Source organism: Georgenia faecalis (genome assembly GCF_003710105.1).
Classification (GTDB): Bacteria; Actinomycetota; Actinomycetes; order Actinomycetales; family Actinomycetaceae; genus Georgenia_A; species Georgenia_A faecalis.
In genome coordinates this window covers 905,417-924,298 of the sequence record NZ_CP033325.1, presented here as the reverse complement: position 1 = coordinate 924,298, position 18,882 = coordinate 905,417, and the positions used below count along the sequence as shown (strand labels likewise).

Sequence of the window (18,882 nt, the reverse complement as noted above, 5' to 3'; positions counted from 1 at the left end):
CGCGCACTATCCACCACAGATCCTCCAGCTCGAGTCGGGCGGCACGTACCCCGCGGAGGTCGCGGTGGCGCATGCCGAGCGTCGAAACAGTCGCCTAGACGCTCGTCTACTAGACGGACGTCTAGCATGAGAAATCCGCGGGGCGCGCGTCAAATCCCGATCACACCGGAGCCACGGACGCGGCCATAACCCACCGCCGGACACACCGGCGTCAGTACGATCGCGCGATGCTGATCCGCCTCGACGACGGCCGCACGCTCCAGGTCCACGACACGGGCGGCAGCGACGACGACGTCACCGTCCTCTGGCACCACGGCTCACCGCAGACCGGCGCGCTCCTCCCCCCGCTCGTCGCCGCGACGGCCGAGCGGGGCATGCGCCTCATCTCCTACGCCCGGCCCGGGTACGCCGCCTCCACCGCGGCACCGGGCCGGACGGTCGCCTCGGCGGCGGACGACGTCGTCCTGGTCCTCGACGCTCTCGGCATCGACACGGTCGCGACCGTGGGGGCCTCCGGAGGGGCCCCTCACGCCCTCGCCTGCGCCGCGCTGCTCCCCGACCGCGTGACGGCAGTAGTGAGCCTCGCCGGCCTCGCGCCGCTGCACTCGCACCCCACCTGGTCCGCCGGCATGCGCGCCGAGGGCGCGCTACGTGCCGCCCTCGAGGGCCGCGCCGCCCGGGCGCGCTACGCCGAGACCGACGAGTTCGACCCCGACAGCTTCACCGAGGGTGACTGGGCCGCCCTCGAGGGCCCGTGGTCGTCCCTGGGTGCCGACGCCGGCCAGGCGGAGGCCGGTGGGCCGGACGGCCTCATCGACGACGACGTCGCGTTCGCCTCGCCGTGGGGGTTCGACCCCGCCACGATCGAGCCCCCAGTGCTCGTGGTCCACGGCGGGCACGACCGCATGGTCCCCGCCTCGCACTCCGAGTGGCTCATCCGCACCCTCCCGCACGCCGAGCTCTGGTACCGCCCGCGCGACGGGCACGTCTCCGTCCTCGCCGCACTCCCGCTCACCCTCGACTGGATCACGGCGACGACGGCCGGCACCGGGCCATGACGGACGGGGGTCACGCGCGGCCCATCGACCAGGCCTACGTCCACGTCCTCGCCCGCGCCCGCGCCGTCCTCGCTTCGGCGTCGCCGGAGGCCGCCGAGCGCTCCGCGGAGTGGCTGCGCACGACCGCGCGCCGGCTCTCGGCGCCCCGCGCCTGAGCGGTCCGAGGCGACGGCGCACGCCGTCGCCCCGGAGGAGTGGGGCGACGGCGTGCGCGGTTCGGGGTGCGGGGCCGCTGCCCTGCACCTGGGGGCGGTCAGGCGTAGTTGTTGACGCTCACCGGCCAGTGCCCGGTGGCCGGGGTCCAGCCCTGGAGCTGGGAAGGAATCCCCACGCGGGTGTTGCAGTTGATGACCTGGTAGTGCAGGTGCGCACCGGTGGAGGCGCCCGTGGTCCCAGAATGTCCGATGACGCGCCCCTGCGGCACCCAGTCGCCGGTGTTGTAGAGCGCGGCATTGAGGTGGGCGTAGTGGGTGCACTGGCCGTTCGAGTGCCGGATGATGACCTCGATCCCGTTCTGCCAGTACGGCGACCAGTCGGAAATGACGATGGTGCCGGCCGCGGCCGCGGAGACCTCGTAGTTCAGCGGGAGCCCGAAGTCCCACGCGTACTCGTTGTACGGCCCGACGTGGGAGTACGTCCCCTCCGGGCCCTGCGTGACGAGGTAGGACTCCCCCGCCGGGTAGGGCAGCTCGTAGTAGCTGTTGGCGGACGCCGGGGCTGCGCCGGCCACCGCCATACCTGCTGCCGCGAGCAATGCTGCGGCACCCGCCCCTACCTTGCGGCGGAACGCTGATGTCTTCACCACGGTCTCATCTCCCTGTTCCCAAGTTATGAATTCCGGACGGGCGCCGACGGGCCGACGCAAGGCTCACCACATCAGTTCCAGGGGCATTGATCAATAGCGGTGCGACCATTGTCTACATTCCTGGCACCAATGGATCGTCGCCCTTAGCACGACCCCGAGGAGCGCGCACCTGACGGTTGCGTAACCGGCGCGAATCCCCTTGACGAGTACGCTCGGGCACCGTGATGCCGACGAATGAGCGCCCGGCCCAGGACGACGTCGACAGCCTCGTCGCGCGCGCCCGACGACTCGCCGGGTTCTCGGAGACCGGCCGGCGCCGCCTCCTCGGCGTCACCGGCTCCCCCGGCGCCGGCAAGTCGACGCTCACCTCCGCGGTCGTCGCCGCCCTCGCCCCCGCGGCCGTGCTCGTCCCCATGGACGGCTTCCACCTGGCCAACGCCGAGCTCGAGCGCCTGGGTCGCCGGGCCCGCAAGGGCGCCCCCGACACCTTCGATGCCGCCGGGTACGTGGCCCTGCTCCGGCGCCTGCGGGCCGGCGGCCCCGAGACCGTCTACGCCCCGCTCTTCGACCGGCACCTCGAGGAGGCCATCGCCGGCGCGATCCCCGTCCCCGCCGAGGTCCCGCTCGTCGTCACCGAGGGCAACTACCTCCTGCACGGCGACGGGGCCTGGTCCGCGGTGCGGCCCCTGCTCGACGAGGTGTGGTTCGTCGAGATCGACGACGACCTGCGCGTGGACCGGCTCATCCAACGGCACGTCGCGCACGGCAAGTCGCCGGACGCCGCCCGCGAGTGGGTGCTGCGCTCCGACGAGGCGAACGCGGCGCTGGTCGCCCGGACCCGGGACCGGGCGGACGTGGTCGTCCGCGTCTGACCGGGCGGCGCCCCCGACGCCGACGCCGACGCCCTACGGCGCCGGCTCGCCCACCCGGTCGGTCGTGATCTCGAACCCCGCGCGGACCAGCCGGTCGGCGAGGACCATCCCCACCGCCGTCGCCGGCGTGCGGACGCCTCCGCCCCCAGGCAGGCGATCGCCGTCACTCGCGAGCGCGAGCACCGCCTCGCCGAGCATGACGGCCGTCGCCTCGTACCCCGGGTCGCCCTGGGCGGCGACGGTGGTGCGGTAGCGAGCTCCCGCCGTCGTGCGCGCGAGGACCTCGAGCCGGAAGAAGCCGGCGTGGCGGGTCTGGGCGTCGGGTCCCTCGCCGGGGGACGGCAGCAGCCGGTCCGCGACCCACCGCGTCGGCGGCAGCGCGAGCGCCAGGATCCCCGCCTCGGTGCCGGCCGCGAGCGCCCGGGCGCGCCGCTCGCCGCGCTTGCCGCGCCCGCAGTCGACCACCTCGCGGTACCGGAACGTGCGCCCGTACGCCCAGCCCTGGAGGGAGTTGCTGCGGTGCACGACCTGCGCGTTGAAGGACCCCATGGGGAAGGGCGCCACCCACTCCCCGGTCGTGGCGTCCCGGAACGCCCGACCGGGGACGTGCTGGTCGAGGTCGGGCTCGGCGTCGCGGTCAGGGCTCAGCGCGTACGGGTCGGCGAGGGTGCGGCGGTTCTCCGGGTCGCGGGCGGCGTCGACCTGGACCCGCACCGAGTCGACCGTCCCGCCGCTGATCCCCCCGCCGAGGGCGCGCACGGTGAGCGTGGTCTCGCGCAGCTCCCCGGCGGCGTCGGCCCGGGCGCGCTCCGCCGTGAGGAGGACGCCCAGGTCGGAGGGCACGGAATCGAAGCCGCACGCGTGGACGATGCGCGCGCCGGTGCGGCGGGCGACGTCGTCGAAGCGGGCCGCACTGTCGCGGATGAAGAAGACCTCGCCGGCGAGGTCGGCGTAGTGGGTGCCGGCCTCGGCGCAGGCGCGGACGAGCGGCAGGCCGTGGCGCGTGTACGGGCCGACCGTGGTCGCCACCACGCGGGTCGAGCGGGCGAGGGCGGCCAGGGCGGCGTCGTCCTCGGCGTCGGCCGTGAGGATCTCCCAGCCTTCGGCGGCCGGGCCGAGCTCAGCCCGCACCTCCTCGAGCCTGGCCGCCGACCGTCCCGCCAGCGCCACGCGCACCCCCGCGGCGTGCTGCGCGAGGTACTCCGCCACCAGGCGACCCACGAAGCCGCTGGCCCCGTAGACGACGACGTCGAACGGGCGGTCCTGCCGGGGCTCGCTCATGCGATCGAGCGTAGGGCGGGTGCCCCGGCGCCGCATGGGCGAGGGACGGTCCAGGGCCGTCCCTCGCCGCGCGGGTCGCGCTCCTGAGCTCCTGACGCGGCGACCGCCCGTCGGCATTGCGAGGAGCGCCCGCGGCTGTCAGCCTCAGGCGTGCGCACAATGACGGTCCGCAACTGGGCAGGCAACCACAGCTACGCCGGCACGCTGGTCTCCCCCGCGTCCCTCGACGAGGCGGCCGACGTCGTCGCCCGCTCCCGCCGCGTGCGGGCAATCGGCTCCCGGCACAGCTTCAACGACATCGCCGACTCCGAGCAGGCGCTCGTCAGCCTCGACGCGCTCGCCTACCGCCACCCCGACATCACCCAGCACGGCTCGGACGCCCCGGAGGGCATCAGCCCGGTGGTCCCCGCCGGGCCGGAGCCCGAGCTCGACCCGACGACCGGCCGGGTCCGCGTCGCAGGCGCCACCCGCTACGCCGACCTCGTCCGCTTCCTCGAGGAGCGCGGCCGGACGCTGGCCAACCTCGCCTCCCTCCCCCACCTCGCCGTCGCCGGTGCCCTCGCCACCGGCACCCACGGGTCCGGCGCGGGCAACCCCATCCTCGGTGCCGCGGCGACCGGGCTGGAGATCCTCACCGCGAACGGCTCCCTGCGCACCCTCACCCGGGACACCGACGGCGACGCGTTCGACGGCGCCGTCGTCTCCCTCGGCGCCCTCGGCCTGGTCACCGCCGTCACGCTGGAGACGGTCCCCGCCTTCGACGTCGCCCAGACCGTCTACGGGCCGGCCCGCTTCGAGGACGTCATCGACGGGTTCGAGGAGGTGAGCGCCCTCGGGTACTCGGTGAGCCTGTTCACCACCTTGCGCGGGCAGGTGTTCGACACCGTGTGGCTCAAGCAGGCGTACGACCCGGCGACCACGGTGCCGGCCACGATCCTCGGCGCCCCGGCCTACCCCGAGAAGGTCCATCCCATCCCCGGCGTCGACCCCGGTAACTGCACCGACCAGCTCGGAGTGCCCGGGCCCGCCGGGGATCGTCTCCCGCACTTCCGGGCGGACCAGCTGCCGAGCGCGGGCGAGGAGATCCAGAGCGAGTACCTCATCCCCCGCGCCCGGGCCCGCGAGGCGCTCCTCGCCCTCGACGGGCTGGCCGGCGTGATCGCCGGGCTCGTCCAGACCTGCGAGGTGCGCTCGATCGCCGCCGATGGCGCCTGGCTCAGCCCCATGCACGAGCGCGACTGCGTCGCCGTCCACTTCACCTTCGTCCGCGACGCCGCCGCCGTGGGCGCCGTCCTGCCCCTGCTCGAGGCCACGTTCGGGGCGCTCGACGGCGTCCCGCACTGGGGCAAGGTGTTCGACGCGGACCCGGCGCGGCTGCGGGCGCGCTACCCGCGCCGCCGCGACTTCCTCGAGCTGATGCGTGACTTCGACCCCCAGGGCACGTTCACCAACGACTTCCTCCGCCGCTGGGTGCTCTGAGCCAGCCCGCTCAGGCCGTCGCGGCAGTCGCCGCCTCCGGGGCCGCGACGAGGGATCCGGCGCGGCCGGCCCGCTCGATGGTCGCCTGCCCGAGGACCCGGGTGCCGGCGTAGACCACGAGCGACTGCCCCGGCGCCAGCCCGCGCATGGGCTCGGCGAGCAGCACCTCCAGCGCGTCGCCGGTGCGCCGGACCCGCGCGGCCGCCGGCTCGCCGTGGGCGCGGACCTGGACGTGCGCCGTCGTCCACCCGCTCGCGGGGACGTCCTCGGCGAGCCAGACGGTCTGGTGGCCACGGACCTCGTCCACGGAGAGCAGCTCGCTGGGGCCGACGACGACGGTGTTCGTCGCCGGGCGCACCTCGAGGACGTACCGGGGGCGGCCGTCCGGGGCCGGGCGGCCCAGGGCCAGGCCCTTGCGCTGGCCGACCGTGTACGCGTAGGCGCCGTCGTGCTCGCCTACGGGTGCGCCGTCGGCGTCGACGACGAGGCCGGGCTGGGCGCCGAGGCGGGAGCGGAGGAAGCCCTGGGTGTCGCCGTCGGCGACGAAGCAGATGTCGTAGGAGTCCGGCTTGGCGGAGACGCTGAGCCCGCGGGCGGCGGCCTCGGCGCGCACGTCCGCCTTGGAGGCGACGTCGCCCAGCGGGAACAGCGAGCGCGCCAGGCGCTGCGGCCCCATGACCGCCAGGACGTAGGACTGGTCCTTGGCGGCGTCGGCGGAGCGGTGGAGCTCCCGGGCGCCGTCGGGCCGGGTGACGATGCGGGCGTAGTGGCCGGTGGCGACGGCGTCGAAGCCCAGCGCCAGGGCGCGGTCGAGGAGCGCCGCGAACTTGATGTGCTCGTTGCACCGCACGCACGGGTTGGGGGTGCGGCCGGCGGCGTACTCCGCGAGGAAGTCGTCGACGACGGTCTCCTCGAACTCCTCCGACAGGTCCCACACGTAGTACGGGATGCCGAGGACGTCGGCCGCACGGCGCGCGTCGCCCGCGTCCTCGATGGAGCAGCAGCCGCGCGAGCCCGTGCGGTGCTGCGCCCGGGAGCGGCTCAGGGCCATGTGGACGCCGACGACGTCGTGGCCGGCGTCGAGGGCGCGCGCGGCCGCCACGGCGGAGTCGACCCCGCCGGACAGGGCTGCGAGAACCCGCATCGTGCCTCCTTCGCTCGGCTCGTTCAGCGCGTCCCAGGGTAACCGCGGGCGCCCGACGGACGGGGGCCCGCGCCCACGGGCGTCAGCGGGTGCGGGCGGCGCGGGCGCGCTCGACGACGCCGGGCAGCGCGGCGAGCACCGCGGCGACGTCGTCGGCCGTGGAGGTCCACCCGAGGGTGAGCCGGACGGCGGAGCGCGCCTGGGCCAGGTCCCGCCCCATGGCGAGGAGGACGTGCGAGGGCTCCTGGACCCCCGCCTGGCAGGCCGACCCCGACGACGCGCTCACGCCCGCCATGTCGAGGCCGAAGAGCAGGGCGTCGGCATCGCAGCCGTCGAAGGTGAAGTGGGCGGTCTGCGGCAGGGCAGCCGCGGGGTCCTCGGGCCCGCTGAGCCGGGCGCCCGGCACCGCCGCGAGGACCCCGCGGACGAGGTCGGCGCGCAGGACGGCGAGGCGCGCGGCCTCCGCCTCCTGCTCGGCGACGGCGGCGCCCACCGCGGCGGCGAACGCGCAGATCGCGGGCGTGCTCAGCGTCCCCGACCGCACACCGCGCTCCTGCCCGCCGCCGTGCTCGACCGGCACGAGCCCCAGCTCGCGCCGGGCGAGGAGGGCGCCGACGCCGATGGGGGCGCCGAGCTTGTGCCCCGACACCGTCATGGCGTCGAGCCCGGAGGCGGCGAAGTCCACCGGCACGTGCCCGACCGCCTGGACGGCGTCGGAGTGGACGGGCACGCCGGCGGCGCGGGCGGCGGCGACCACCTCCGGCAAGGGCTGGACGGTCCCCACCTCGTTGTTCGCCCACATCACTGAGACCAGGGCGGTCCGCTCGCCGTGCGCGCGGAGCTCGGCCGCGAGCGCGGCGAGGTCGAGGCGGCCGGCGGCGTCGACCGGGAGCCGGACGACGTCGGCGGACTCGTGGTCGGCGAGCCAGTCGGTGGCGTCGAGCACGGCGGGGTGCTCGACGGCGCTGACCAGCACACGTGTGCGGACGGGGTCGGCGGCGCGACGGGACCAGAACGTCCCCTTGACGGCGAGGTTGTCGGCCTCGGTGCCGCCGGACGTGAAGACGACCTCACCCGGCTGGGCACCCAGGGCCGCGGCGACGGCCTCGCGGGACTCCTCCACCCGCCGTCGGGCATCGCGGCCCGCGGCGTGCAGGGAGGAGGGATTGCCCGGGCGGGCCAGCTCGCGGGCGAACGCCTCCGCGGCCTCGGGCCGGACGGCGGTGGTGGCCGCGTGGTCGAGGTAGGTCACCGCTTCCCCCACCGGGTCCGCGGGGTGGCGAAGAGGTCGGCGGGCAGCGGCACGAGGGGGGTCACGGGGTGATTGTCCGGCCCGCGCCGGCCGGGGTCCATGTCACTCCCCGGCAGTGCGCCCCTCGTCACGGGGACGACGTCCCGGGGTCGTGGGCGGCGAGGAACGCGGTCAGCGTGTCGCGGTGCCGCCCGTACGCGGCGCGGCCGGTCTTGGTGATCGCGTAGGTCGTCGTGCTGCCGCGACCGCCCCCGCTCTTGCGGATCGTCACGTAGCCGGCCTGGCTCAGCGCGGTCATGTGCCGGGAGAGGTCGGAGTCGCTGAGCTCGAGCTGGTCGCGCAGGAACGGGAAGTCGCACGACGTGCTCGCGGCCACCATGGCGATCGCGGCCAGGCGCTTGGGCTGGTTGAGGATCGGGTCGAGCCCGTCCAGGGGGGAGCTCATGCCAGCCGCTGCCGGACCTGCCGGGCGGCCGCGGGGTACAACCGGAACTCGTAGGCCCAGACGACGGCCAGTGCGGTGAGGAAGACCGCGGCGAGGCCGCCTGCGGCCCCGACCCAGGACCAGACGCCCACGGACGCGATGATGGCGGCCACGGCCAGGAGCACGTAGAGCGCGAACGCGCGCCTGATCTCGGCCGGCGCCTCGGACAGGCGTGGCCAGGTGCCCCACCGGGCCCGGGTCAGCGTTGCCTGGGCCAGGACGGCGGCCACGGCCAGCAGGAGGAGGACCGCGCCCGGGACGACCCGGCCGTCCCGCAGCAGGAGGAAGGCGCCGAAGACGGCCGTGAAGTAGGTCGCCATGGCGAACGGGTACCAGGCGGGGATGCGCGGGGTCTGGAGGAAGGGAGCAGCGGCTGCGCGGTCCGCGGACCGGAGGGCAGCGTCCATGTTGATCATGTCGTGAGCGTCGCAGATGCTTTCTACTTTCGCAAGTGTCAAGCAATCGGAGGAGGCCTTGGGTGATCTTCGTCATTCGCAGTCGGGGACTACTCCGAGCCGTGAGACGCTTGATCCCACTATGAGCGAGCTCGTCCTGGTCTGCCGCCTGCACATCGACCTGCAGCGCACCCAGAGCATGGGGTGTTGTCGGCGCTGCCGCTGACCTGAGCCGTACCCGGCTCCCCCGCCCCGCACCCCGGGGCCTCCGACCAGCCCTACCGGGCGGTCATCCCTCGGCTCGGCTCGGCTCCCGCCCGCCTTGCGACCCCGCGCCCGCTCACGGGCCCTGCACGATCGGATTGCCATGTCCTTGCGGACTCTCAAGACCACCGCCCTCGCCGCCGTCGCCACCCTGGCCCTCGCCGCGTGCGGCAGCGGCGGCGGCTCGGCGGACGACACCGCCGGTGCCGCCCAGCCCGGCGAGAACGAGATCGTCATCGGCTCCACCAACGAGCCCACCAGCCTCCAACGCTTCGTCGGGGGCAGCTCCGGCGTCTCCCAGACCATGACGCGCAACGTCTACGAGCCGCTCGTCGCCATCGACGTCGACGGCGAGATCGTCCCCGCGCTCGCCGAGACCTGGGACATCTCCGAGGACGCCCTCACCTACACGTTCCACCTGCGCGAGGGCGTCACCTTCCACGACGGCACGCCCTTCACCTCGGCCGACGCCGTATGGGCGCTCACCGAGATCATCTCCGACGAGTCGGTGGCCGCCCGCAAGTCCGACCTCGCCGTCATGGACCGGATCACCGCCGTCGACGAGCAGACCGTCGAGGTGGTCCTCTCCGCCCCGACCCGCTCGCTCCTCTTCTACCTCGCCGGCGTGACGATCGTGAAGGACGGGGACACCGAGCACACCACCGAGAACGGCACCGGCCCGTACGAGCTCGTCGAGTGGGCGCAGGGCGACTACCTCACCATCGCCCCCTACGAGGAGTACTGGGGCGACGCCCCCGCGAACGACGGCGTGACGTTCCGCTTCTTCACCGACACCACCGCGCTCAACAACGCGCTGCTCACCGGGGACCTCGACCTCGTCATCGCCGAGGACTCCCCCGACCAGCTCGCCCAGTTCGAGGGCAACGACGCGTTCACCATCTCCGAGGGCAGCTCGACGACGAAGCAGATCTGGGCGTTCAACGACCGCGTCGCCCCGTTCGACGACGTCCGCGTGCGCCAGGGCCTGTACCGGGCGATCGACCGCGAGTCGATCCTCGAGGCGGTCTGGGCCGGGCGCGGTGAGGTGGTGGGCTCCATGGTGCCCCCCACCGACCCGTGGTTCGTCGACGTCGCCGACACGCATGCCTACGACCCCGAGTCCGCGCGTCAGCTCCTCGGCGAGGCCGGGGTCGAGGACCTCACCATCACCCTCGACTACGTCGCCGGGGACACCGAGGAGACCATCGCCCAGCTCCTCCAGAGCGACCTCGCCGACGTCGGCGTCACCCTCGAGCTCAACCCCATCGACGACGCCACGTGGTACGAGCGGATCTACACCAACCACGACTTCGAGACCACGCTCATGGGGCACGTCAACCCCCGCGACATGCTCTGGTACGCCAACCCCGACTTCTACTGGGGCTACGACAGCGCCGAGGTCCAGCAGCTCGTCGCCGACTCCGAGCGGGCCGGCAGCGAGGAGGAGCAGGCCGAGCTCCTGAGCCAGGCCAACGTCCTCATGGCCGAGGAGGCCGCCTCCGCGTGGCTCTACCTCGAGCCGCAGATCCGCGTGGCCGCCGCCGGCGTCACCGGCTTCCCGGTCGACCAGGTGACGGAGAGCTTCTACGTCGCCGACATCACCCGGGAGTCCTGAGCCCCGTGGTCCGCTACGTCGCGCTGCGGCTGGGGGTGCTCCTCGCCTCCCTCGTCCTCGCCAGCCTCGTCGTCTTCGTCATCCTGCGGCTCCTGCCCGGTGACAGCGCCGGGGTGAGCCTGGGCGTGGGCACGACGACGGAGCAGCTCGAGCAGCTGCGGCGCGACCTCGGCACCGACCAGCCGGTGCTCACGCAGTACGCGCAGTGGGTGACCGGCATCCTCGGGGGCGACGCCGGGACGTCGTTCGTCTCGCGGGTGCCGGTCGCCGACCTCATCGCGGACCGCCTGTCCATCACCGTGCCGCTGAGCCTGGGGGCGTTCGTCCTCTCGGTGCTGATCTCCGTCCCAGTGGGCGTCCTCGCGGCGGTCCGCCGCCGCAGCGCCCTCGGGCTCGCCGTCTCCACCCTGTCCCAGCTCGGCGTCGCGGTGCCGATCTTCTGGGTGGGCGTCCTGCTCACCTGGGTGTTCGCGCTGCGGCTGGGGTGGCTGCCCTCGGGCGGCTTCCCCCGCGCCGGCTGGGCGGACCCGGCCGCGGCGGTCGAGGCCCTGGCCCTGCCGGGCATCACCGTGGCGGTGGCGATGTCGTCCGTCATGGTCCGCTACGTCCGCTCCGCCACCCTCGACGTCCTCGGGCAGGACTACATCCGCACCGCCCGGTCCCTGGGCTACAGCCGCACCCAGGCCCTGGCCCGCCACGGCCTGCGCAACGGAGCGGTGCCGGTGGTCGCCATCCTCGGGATCGAGCTGGCGACGTCGCTGCTCGGCGCCGTCGTCGTCGAGGCGGTCTTCGCCCTGCCGGGGCTGGGCTCGCTGCTGCTGTCCTCGGTGCTGGGACGCGACCTGCCGGTAGTGCAGACGCTGGTCCTGGCGATCACCGCCGTCGTCCTCCTCGTGAACTTCGCGATCGACCTGCTCCAGCGCTGGATCGACCCGCGCCTGCGGTCCTCGTCCGTGGTGGGGGCAGCATGAGCGACGACCTCACCATCCTCGCCACCACCAGCGCCGAGGCCACGCCGGTCGACGCCGGCACCGCCCCCGGGCGCCGGGGCCGCGGTCGCCGCCGCGCCGCCCGCAGCGTCTCCTTCACCGTCGGCGCGCTGCTCGTCGGCCTCGTCGTCCTCGCCGGCCTGGTCTCCCTCGTGTGGTCGCCCTACCCGCTCACCGACGACTCCGGCCCCCGCCTGGGCGGGCCGTCGGCGGAGCACTGGGCCGGCACCGACCGCCTCGGGCGCGACCTGTTCACCCAGCTGCTCGACGGCGCCGGCAACGCCGTCCTCGTCGCGGCGTCGACGACGGCGATCGCGGCGGCCATCGGCGTCCTCGTCGGCATCGTCGCGGCGACGACGACGCGGTGGCTCGACGTCGCGCTGCAGTCCGTCGTCGACCTCCTCATCGCCTTCCCCACGCTCCTGCTCGCCATGCTCATCGTCACGGTGCGCGGGGCGTCGATGAGCTCGGCCATCGTCGCCATCGGGCTCGCCGGCTCGGCCGTCATCGCGCGGGTCACCCGCGTCAACACGGCGCGCGTCCTGCGCGAGGACTACATCACCGCCGCGGCGGCGTCCGGCACCGGCTACTGGGGCACGGTTCTGCGCCACGTCCTGCCGAACATCACGCCCACCCTCCTCGTCCAGCTCATGCTGCTCGCCGGCGGCGCCGTGCTGTCCGAGGCCTCCCTGTCCTACCTCGGGCTCGGCGCGCCCCCGCCCCAGGCGTCGTGGGGGCGGATGCTCCGCGAGGCCCAGAGCACCATCGGCGTGCAGCCGTGGGGGGCGATCTTCCCCGGCGTCGCCATCGCCGCGTTCGTCCTCGGCCTCAACCTCCTCGGCGACGGCATCCGCGAGCGCCGCGACCCCAGCCTGGGAGGCCGGCGATGAGCGTCCTCGAGGTCCGCGACCTCACCGTCCGCACGGCGTCCGGGGCCACCATCCTCGACGGCGTCAGCTGGTCCCTCGACGCCGGGGGCCGGCTCGGCCTCATCGGCGAGTCCGGCTCCGGCAAGTCGATGACGGCACTGGCGATCCTCGGGCTCCTGCCCGAGGGGATGCGCGCGACCGGCTCGGTGCTCCTCGACGGCACCGACCTGCTCACCCTTCCCGCGCGCGAGCTGCGCCGGGTGCGCGGCGCGCAGGTCGCCATGGTGTTCCAGGAACCGCTCACGGCGCTGGACCCCCTCATGACCATCGGCCGCCAGATCGCCGGCCCGCTGCGCCTGCACCGCGGGATGGGCCGCTCCGAGGCGCGCGCCGAGGCCCGCCGGCTCTGCGAGCTGGTCGCCCTGCCCGACGTCGAGCGCGTCCTCGACTCCTTCCCCTGGCAGCTCTCCGGCGGGCAGCGCCAGCGCGCCAACCTCGCCATGGCCCTCGCCTGCCGGCCCCGGGTGCTCCTCGCGGACGAGCCGACGACGGCGCTCGACGTCACCGTCCAGGCGGAGATCCTCGACCTGCTCGCCGACGTCGTCGAGCGCACGGGCACCGCGCTCGTGTTCGTCAGCCACGACCTGCCGGTCGTCGCCCAGCTCGCCGAGGACCTCGTCGTCATGCGTGACGGCGCCGTGGTGGAGAGCACGACGGTGCGCGCCGTCCTCGGCGGGGCGCGCGAGGCCTACACCCAGGAGCTCCTCGACTCCGCCCGCGCCGTCACCCGCCTGCCCGAGGGGACGGCCCGATGAGCGCCGCACTCGCCGCGGGCGCGGCCGACGCCGCGGACGTCCCCGGCGCGGGCGGCCTCCCGGTGGGCGGCGTCCCGATCCTCTCCGGGCGCGGTCTCGGGCGCACCTTCCGCAGCCAGCGCGGGACGACGACGGCGCTCGACGGCGTGAGCCTCGACATCCACCCGGGCCGCGGGATCGGCGTCGTCGGCGAGTCCGGGGCCGGGAAGTCCACGCTCCTGCGCCTGCTGCTCGGCCTCGACCGCCCCGACACGGGCGAGGTCCGCTACCGCGGGGAGCCGCTGCGTCGGCGCAACAAGGCGCAGCTGCGCGGGTTCCGCACGGACGTCCAGCCGGTCTTCCAGGACCCCCGCTCCTCCCTCGACCCGCGGATGCGGGTCGCCGACGTCGTCGCCGAGCCGCTGCGCTCGCTGCGCATCCCCGGCGACCACCCCGCCCGCGTCGCCGAGCTCCTCGTCCTCGTCGGCCTCGACGCCGACGCGGGCGAGCGCTACCCCGCGGAGTTCTCCGGGGGGCAGCGCCAGCGCATCGCCATCGCCCGCGCGCTCGCCCCGTCGCCGGCGGTGCTCGTCGCCGACGAGCCGGTGAGCGCGCTCGACGTCACCGTCCGCCGTCAGATCATCACGCTGCTCGCCGGCCTGCGCCAGGAGCTGGGGATGGCGCTGGTCATGGTGAGCCACGACATGGCCATCGTCGGCCAGCTGTGCGAGGACGTCGTCGTCATGCGCGACGGGCGGGTGGTCGAGGCGGGGCCCACCGCGCGGGTCTTCACCCGTCCCGAGCATCCCTACACCCGCCAGCTCCTCGCCGCGGTCCCTCAGCTGCCCGACGCCTGAGGGGCAGGCGTCCTCGGGCCTGGTTACCCTCAGCGGGTGAGCGCCGACATCGAGTTCAACCTGACCACCGACCCCGTCGACCTGCCCGGCGTCCGGCCGGCCGACCCGCCCACCGAGATGCTCCCCGGGCAGCTGTGGCACGGCGGGTGCCCCGTCGACTTCGAGTGGGTGCGTGCCACCGGCATCACCGCCGTCATCGACATCGCCGACGCCGACGCGTTCCCGCCGGCCGACGACATCGACGGCCTGGTCTACCTCAAGTCCCCGCTGGTCGACGGCGAGGACCTGCCCGCCCCGGCCCTCACCCTGCGCCTCGCCGAGCTCGTCGCCGGGCTGGTCGCGGACGGCTACCGCGTGCTCGTCCACTGCACGTTCGGGCGCAACCGCTCGGGGCTCATCGTCTCGCTCATCGTCCGCGAGGTGCTCGGGCTGAGCGGCGCGGACGCGATGGCCTACGTGCAGGAACGCCGGGAGGGCACGGTCAACAACGAGGGCTTCGCCGACTGGCTCCGCACGCTCCCGCCGCCGCGCTGACAGCGGCGGGCCGACGGCGGCGGGCCCGCGGGCCCGGGCGGCGACGGCGCGGCAGCGGCGCCCTCTGTCGGGGCGCCGGCGGCCCGCGGGTCAGTCGACGATGCCCTCCGCCAGGCGCTGGAGCGCACGCAGGTGCCCGTCGAACGCCCGCCGTCCCGCGGGGGTGAGGCTCACCGTCGTCGTCCGCCGCTTGTCGGTGCGGCTGCTGGACGCAGCCTTGGTGACCCGGACGTACCCGAGGTCCGCCAGGGCCCGGAGGGTCTTGGAGAGGTTCGCCTCGGACAGGTCCAGGGCGTCGCGGAGCATCGCGAACTCCGCGCTGTCGACGTGCCGGAGGATGCCGCACAGCCGCAGGCGCGTCGGCGCGTGGATCGTCTCGTCGAAGCCGCCCTCAGCGGCCATGCCGCAGCTCCCGGTCGTAGACGCGGTCGTAGCAGGCGCCCCCGCCCCACATCGCGGCGAACGCCGCCACCGCCGTCAGCCCGGTCCAGGCCCGGTGGCCCGTCGCCTCCAGGGCGAACGACACGCCGAGCAGCGCCACGACGACGACGCCGAGCACCACCGCCACGCCCAGGCTCCGCGGCCCCGCCGCACGGCTGACCGTCACCCCGGTCCGCTTCTCGTACTCCATGGTGAGGAAGACCAGGCCCAGGACGCCGAACACCACCATCACCGACTGGGTGGAGCCGTCGCGGGCGCCCGGTGAGCCGACGAAGAGGGCCGTCGCGGCCCCGAGCAGGGGGTAGTACCAGCGCGGGGGCGCGACCCGGTCCGCGAGGGCCGCACGGTCCGATGCCAGGGTCGCCAACGCCTCGCGGGCGTCGGCACGTGCCCGGCCGGCGTCGGGGTGCTCCGGGTTCTCGCGGTCACTTTCCATGCAGGCAACGCTTTCACATGCCTCCCGGTTAAGCAACCCCGCACCACCCGATGCCCCGACCATGCCGCGCCGACGTCTCCCCCGCCGGGTCGGACCCCCGCCTACCGCGCGGCCTCGGACCGGTCGACGAGGAGCTCGTGGCGAGCGAGGTCGCAATAGAGCGTGCTGCCGCCGAGGAGCTCGGCGTGGGTGCCGACGGCGGCGACCCGGCCGCCGTCGAGGACGACGATCTGGTCGGCGTCCGTCACGGTGGCCAGCCGGTGGGCGACGATCACCACCGTCCGCCCGGCCGCGGCGGAACGGATGGCCTGAGGAGGTCCCGCAACCGGGCCCTCGGTAGCGTGGGCGCCGTCTCCTCAGTCACGGCCGAACCTCGATCCGCCGTACTTCTTGTGGACGGCCTGCCGGCTCACCCCGAGCTCGCGGGCGATGTCAGCCCAGGACGCGCCCCTCATCCGCGCGCGGCGCACCGCCACCTCCTCGGCGCGGTTGACCTCGCGGTGGAGCTCGGCCACCGCCCCGAGCGCCCGCAACGGGTCGTCGTCGCCCGCCTGGACCACCAACGCGCTCATCTCCCGCTCACCCATCCCCATCACACTCCTCGTCCGGTAGCGTCAACCTAGGTTGACCAGGGACGGCTGTCAACCAGGGATGACGCATCGGTCCCGAACGACGAGAGGTATGACCGACATGGCGAGACCGCACGAGGACCACCTGTGGGCGCTGGTGCACACGGAACGGGCGGCCCTGGCGGAGGACCTGGTAGGCCTCGACGCGGAGCAGTGGCGGCACGGCACGCTCTGCGGGCGGTGGGACGTCGAGGACATCGTCGCCCACCTCACCGCCGCGGCGAGCCTCAACCGGTGGCAGTGGGTGCGGAGCATGCTCGGCGCCCGCTTCCGGCCCGACGTCCACAACCAGCGCCGGATGCTCGAGCACCGAGGCGCCAGCCCCGCCGACACCCTCGCCCGCTTCCGCGGCGTCGTCGGCAGCTGCACCGCGCCGTCGGGGCACACGGCCGCCTACCTCGGCGAGGTCGTGGTGCACGCCCAGGACATCCGCCGGCCGCTGGGGCTCCTCCGGACGCCGAGCGCCGCCACCCTCACACCCGTGGCCGATTTCTTCGCCCGGCGCGACTTCGCCGTGAACAGCCGCTCCGCCGTCGCCGGACTGCGGCTGCACGCCGACGACGGCCCGTTCCGGGCGGGCGACGGCGCCCTGGTCACCGGGTCGCCCCTCGCCCTGCTGATGAGCATGGCCGGCCGGACGCCCTACCTCGACGAGCTCGCCGGCCCGGGCGTGGCGACGTTGCGCGCACGGCTCGAGGGCGCGCCCCAGGCCTAGCCGTCAGGCGGCCCAGTCGCCGAGGGCGCCTTCGAGCGCACCGAGCGCCGCGTCGACGAGGGACCCGCGTTCCCGGTCGGGGCACCCACGCTCGACCCAGCGCAGGCAGGCGGCGTCGAGGAAGCCGAAGTAGCCCGACAGTGCGTACTCGTGGCGCGCCTGCGCACTGGGGGCGAGCAGGGCGCGCAGCCGATCGACGGAGTCGTGGCGCGCCTGGGCGCGGATCGCCGCCGCCGCCGCGGGTTCGGTGCCGGGCGCATGGAGCGGCATCGCCCACGCCGCCGGGTGAGCGGCGATGCGGTCGAGGTAGACGCTGGTCACCGCGCGGACCCGGTCGCGCGCGGAGGATCCGGCCGGCATGGCCGCCAGCGCAGCGGCCTGGCAGGCGACGAGGTCGTCGACCCCGCGCCGCACGAGCGCGCTGTAGAGGCCTTCCTTGCCGGCGAAGTACCGGTAGAGGAGCGCGTCCGATGCCCCCGCTCGAGAGGTGATCGAGGAGACGCTCACCTCGGCGTACGGGTGCTCGGCGAACGACTCCGCAGCGGCGTCGAGGATCGCCGACCGTCGCGCGTCGGGGTCCAGGCGTTGCCGGGGCTGCCGGTCGGTGCGTGCCACGTTGCTCAGCCTAGCGTTAGTGAATTAGCCTCACTAGCGTTAGTGAACTCTATTTAGTAGGAGCGTCCGATGTCGTGGACCGAGCACGCGATCTGGTGGCACGTGTACCCCCTGGGCTTCTGCGGTGCCCCGGTCCGGGATGCCGACCCGACGCCCGCACCCCGGCTGCGCCGCCTGCTGGCCTGGCTGGACTACGCCGTCGAGCTGGGCGTGTCCGGGCTGCTCCTGGGACCGGTGTTCGCCTCCTCGACGCACGGCTACGACACCCTCGACCCGTTCCGCATCGACCCGCGCCTGGGCACCGAGCAGGACTTCGACGACCTCGTCGACGCCTGCCGCGCGCGGGGGCTCCGCATCGTCCTCGACGGGGTGTTCAGCCACGTGGGTGCCGAGCACCCCGAGGTGCTGCGGGCACTGCGAGAAGGTCCCAGCAGCGACGCCGCGGGGCTGTTCGACATCGACTGGGACCACCCCGGCGGCGCGACGCCCCGGGTGTTCGAAGGGCACGGATCCCTCGTCCGCCTCGACCACGCCGGCCCGCAGGCCGCGGACTACGTAACCCGGGTGATGACGCACTGGCTCGAGCGCGGCGCCGACGGCTGGCGCCTGGACGCGGCCTACTCGGTCGACGCGACCTTCTGGGCCCGGGTGCTCCCCGCGGTGCGCGCCGCGCACCCCGGGGCGTGGTTCCTCGGCGAGGTCATCCACGGCGACTACCCGGCGTTCGTCGCCGCCTCCGGGGTCGACTCCGTCACCCAGTACCAGCTGTGGAAGGCGATCTGGTCGAGCATCCGCGACCGGAACCTGTTCGAGCTGGACTGGGCGCTGCAGCGCCACAACGCGTTCCTCGACCACTTCGTCCCCCAGACCTTCGTCGGCAATCACGACGTCACCCGCATCGCCAGCACCCTCGGGCCCGACGGCGCGGTCGCCGCACTTGCGGTCCTCATGACCGTCGGCGGCATCCCCTCCGTCTACGCCGGTGACGAGCAGGGCTTCACCGGAGTCAAGGAGGACCGCCTGGGCGGCGACGACGCGGTCCGACCTGCCTTCCCCGACTCCCCTGCCCAGCTCGCCCCCTGGGGGCGCGACACCTACCGCGTGCACCGGGACCTCATCGGGCTGCGCCGTCGCCACCCCTGGCTCACGACCGCGACTACCGAGCCGGTGAGCCTGGAGAACACCCGTTACGTGTACCGGACCCGGTCGGCCGACGGCGCGTCGTTCCTCGACGTCACCATCGACCTCGCCGACTCCGCGACCGTCACGATCCGTGACGCGGGCGGTGACGTGCTCTGGGCGCACCACGTGTGAGGCGACGGCCGCCCCCCGGCGCCGTCGACGAGGCGCTCGC

At 74.4% G+C, this 18,882-nt stretch carries 23 protein-coding genes; 12 read left to right on the top strand and 11 right to left on the bottom strand.

What is annotated here, in order from left to right; all coding sequences use genetic code 11:
• Positions 1-227 precede the first annotated feature (227 nt).
• Positions 228-1,058 (top strand): alpha/beta fold hydrolase, encoded by an 831-nt coding sequence (locus EBO36_RS03895; RefSeq protein ID WP_122823455.1) that lies wholly within the window; start codon positions 228-230, stop codon positions 1,056-1,058.
• The gene (locus tag EBO36_RS15230; protein ID WP_164471330.1) at positions 1,055-1,213 is read left to right on the top strand and encodes a hypothetical protein; all 159 of its coding nucleotides are present in this window, start codon (positions 1,055-1,057) and stop codon (positions 1,211-1,213) included. Before EBO36_RS03895 ends, EBO36_RS15230 begins: the two co-directional genes overlap by 4 nt.
• Positions 1,214-1,311: 98 nt before the next feature.
• On the opposite strand, the gene EBO36_RS03890 is transcribed toward EBO36_RS15230, so the two are convergent.
• Positions 1,312-1,794 carry a M23 family metallopeptidase gene (locus EBO36_RS03890; RefSeq protein ID WP_187695843.1) on the bottom strand — a complete coding sequence of 161 codons (483 nt, stop codon included), beginning with the start codon at positions 1,792-1,794 and terminating at the stop codon, positions 1,312-1,314.
• Between the two features lie 293 nt (positions 1,795-2,087).
• Between EBO36_RS03890 and EBO36_RS03885 the strand changes: the two genes are divergently transcribed.
• The gene (locus tag EBO36_RS03885; protein WP_122825435.1) at positions 2,088-2,735 is read left to right on the top strand and encodes a nucleoside/nucleotide kinase family protein; all 648 of its coding nucleotides are present in this window, start codon (positions 2,088-2,090) and stop codon (positions 2,733-2,735) included.
• Between the two features lie 33 nt (positions 2,736-2,768).
• Here the strand turns inward: EBO36_RS03885 and EBO36_RS03880 are convergent, their stop codons facing one another.
• On the bottom strand, positions 2,769-4,016 hold the full coding sequence (locus EBO36_RS03880) for a saccharopine dehydrogenase family protein (protein WP_122823453.1): 1,248 nt from the start codon (positions 4,014-4,016) through the stop codon (positions 2,769-2,771).
• Between the two features lie 159 nt (positions 4,017-4,175).
• On the opposite strand from EBO36_RS03880, the gene EBO36_RS03875 reads away from it, so the two are divergent.
• On the top strand, positions 4,176-5,495 hold the full coding sequence (locus tag EBO36_RS03875) for a D-arabinono-1,4-lactone oxidase (protein WP_122823452.1): 1,320 nt from the start codon (positions 4,176-4,178) through the stop codon (positions 5,493-5,495).
• A gap of 10 nt (positions 5,496-5,505) precedes the next feature.
• On the opposite strand, the gene mnmA is transcribed toward EBO36_RS03875, so the two are convergent.
• The 4 genes from mnmA to EBO36_RS03855 form a co-directional block, all read right to left on the bottom strand.
• Positions 5,506-6,639, bottom strand: coding sequence for a tRNA 2-thiouridine(34) synthase MnmA (gene mnmA / locus EBO36_RS03870; protein WP_122823451.1), 1,134 nt, complete (start codon positions 6,637-6,639; stop codon positions 5,506-5,508).
• 82 nt (positions 6,640-6,721) lie between these two features.
• The gene (locus EBO36_RS03865) at positions 6,722-7,891 is read right to left on the bottom strand and encodes a cysteine desulfurase family protein (protein WP_187695842.1); all 1,170 of its coding nucleotides are present in this window, start codon (positions 7,889-7,891) and stop codon (positions 6,722-6,724) included.
• 127 nt (positions 7,892-8,018) lie between these two features.
• Complete coding sequence (locus EBO36_RS03860) at positions 8,019-8,336, bottom strand: transcriptional regulator (RefSeq protein ID WP_122823449.1); 318 nt, start codon at positions 8,334-8,336, stop codon at positions 8,019-8,021.
• Positions 8,333-8,791, bottom strand: a complete 459-nt coding sequence (locus EBO36_RS03855; protein WP_122823448.1) for a hypothetical protein — start codon at positions 8,789-8,791, stop codon at positions 8,333-8,335. Before EBO36_RS03855 ends, EBO36_RS03860 begins: the two co-directional genes overlap by 4 nt.
• 346 nt (positions 8,792-9,137) lie before the next feature.
• On the opposite strand from EBO36_RS03855, the gene EBO36_RS03850 reads away from it, so the two are divergent.
• The 6 genes from EBO36_RS03850 to EBO36_RS03825 are packed head-to-tail and all read left to right on the top strand — an operon-like array spanning position 9,138 to position 14,692.
• Complete coding sequence (locus EBO36_RS03850; RefSeq protein WP_122823447.1) at positions 9,138-10,649, top strand: ABC transporter substrate-binding protein; 1,512 nt, start codon at positions 9,138-9,140, stop codon at positions 10,647-10,649.
• Between the two features lie 5 nt (positions 10,650-10,654).
• On the top strand, positions 10,655-11,620 hold the full coding sequence (locus EBO36_RS03845; protein ID WP_122823446.1) for an ABC transporter permease: 966 nt from the start codon (positions 10,655-10,657) through the stop codon (positions 11,618-11,620).
• Positions 11,617-12,528, top strand: coding sequence for an ABC transporter permease (locus EBO36_RS03840; RefSeq protein ID WP_122823445.1), 912 nt, complete (start codon positions 11,617-11,619; stop codon positions 12,526-12,528). Before EBO36_RS03845 ends, EBO36_RS03840 begins: the two co-directional genes overlap by 4 nt.
• Positions 12,525-13,322, top strand: a complete 798-nt coding sequence (locus tag EBO36_RS03835) for an ATP-binding cassette domain-containing protein (RefSeq protein ID WP_122823444.1) — start codon at positions 12,525-12,527, stop codon at positions 13,320-13,322. Before EBO36_RS03840 ends, EBO36_RS03835 begins: the two co-directional genes overlap by 4 nt.
• Positions 13,319-14,158 carry an ABC transporter ATP-binding protein gene (locus tag EBO36_RS03830; RefSeq protein WP_122823443.1) on the top strand — a complete coding sequence of 280 codons (840 nt, stop codon included), beginning with the start codon at positions 13,319-13,321 and terminating at the stop codon, positions 14,156-14,158. The genes EBO36_RS03835 and EBO36_RS03830 overlap by 4 nt, the downstream gene beginning before the upstream one ends.
• A gap of 36 nt (positions 14,159-14,194) precedes the next feature.
• Positions 14,195-14,692 carry a protein-tyrosine phosphatase family protein gene (locus tag EBO36_RS03825; RefSeq protein WP_122823442.1) on the top strand — a complete coding sequence of 166 codons (498 nt, stop codon included), beginning with the start codon at positions 14,195-14,197 and terminating at the stop codon, positions 14,690-14,692.
• A 90-nt stretch (positions 14,693-14,782) separates the two neighbouring features.
• On the opposite strand, the gene EBO36_RS03820 is transcribed toward EBO36_RS03825, so the two are convergent.
• From EBO36_RS03820 to EBO36_RS03805, 4 genes are all read right to left on the bottom strand, one after another.
• Complete coding sequence (locus EBO36_RS03820; RefSeq protein ID WP_122823441.1) at positions 14,783-15,094, bottom strand: transcriptional regulator; 312 nt, start codon at positions 15,092-15,094, stop codon at positions 14,783-14,785.
• Positions 15,084-15,569 (bottom strand): hypothetical protein, encoded by a 486-nt coding sequence (locus EBO36_RS03815; RefSeq protein ID WP_122823440.1) that lies wholly within the window; start codon positions 15,567-15,569, stop codon positions 15,084-15,086. Before EBO36_RS03815 ends, EBO36_RS03820 begins: the two co-directional genes overlap by 11 nt.
• A gap of 101 nt (positions 15,570-15,670) precedes the next feature.
• Entirely contained in the window at positions 15,671-15,844 is a 174-nt protein-coding gene (locus tag EBO36_RS03810) for an ABC transporter ATP-binding protein/permease (protein WP_122823439.1), read from the bottom strand.
• An 81-nt stretch (positions 15,845-15,925) separates the two neighbouring features.
• A complete protein-coding gene (locus EBO36_RS03805; protein WP_122825434.1) occupies positions 15,926-16,156 on the bottom strand; it encodes a helix-turn-helix domain-containing protein in 231 nt (76 codons plus the stop codon).
• Between the two features lie 103 nt (positions 16,157-16,259).
• Between EBO36_RS03805 and EBO36_RS03800 the strand changes: the two genes are divergently transcribed.
• Positions 16,260-16,913, top strand: a complete 654-nt coding sequence (locus EBO36_RS03800) for a maleylpyruvate isomerase family mycothiol-dependent enzyme (RefSeq protein WP_122825433.1) — start codon at positions 16,260-16,262, stop codon at positions 16,911-16,913.
• 3 nt (positions 16,914-16,916) lie between these two features.
• Here the strand turns inward: EBO36_RS03800 and EBO36_RS03795 are convergent, their stop codons facing one another.
• Positions 16,917-17,528, bottom strand: a complete 612-nt coding sequence (locus EBO36_RS03795) for a TetR/AcrR family transcriptional regulator (protein WP_122823438.1) — start codon at positions 17,526-17,528, stop codon at positions 16,917-16,919.
• A 69-nt stretch (positions 17,529-17,597) separates the two neighbouring features.
• Between EBO36_RS03795 and EBO36_RS03790 the strand changes: the two genes are divergently transcribed.
• Positions 17,598-18,842, top strand: coding sequence for an alpha-amylase family protein (locus EBO36_RS03790; protein WP_122823437.1), 1,245 nt, complete (start codon positions 17,598-17,600; stop codon positions 18,840-18,842).
• Positions 18,843-18,882: the final 40 nt, after the last annotated feature.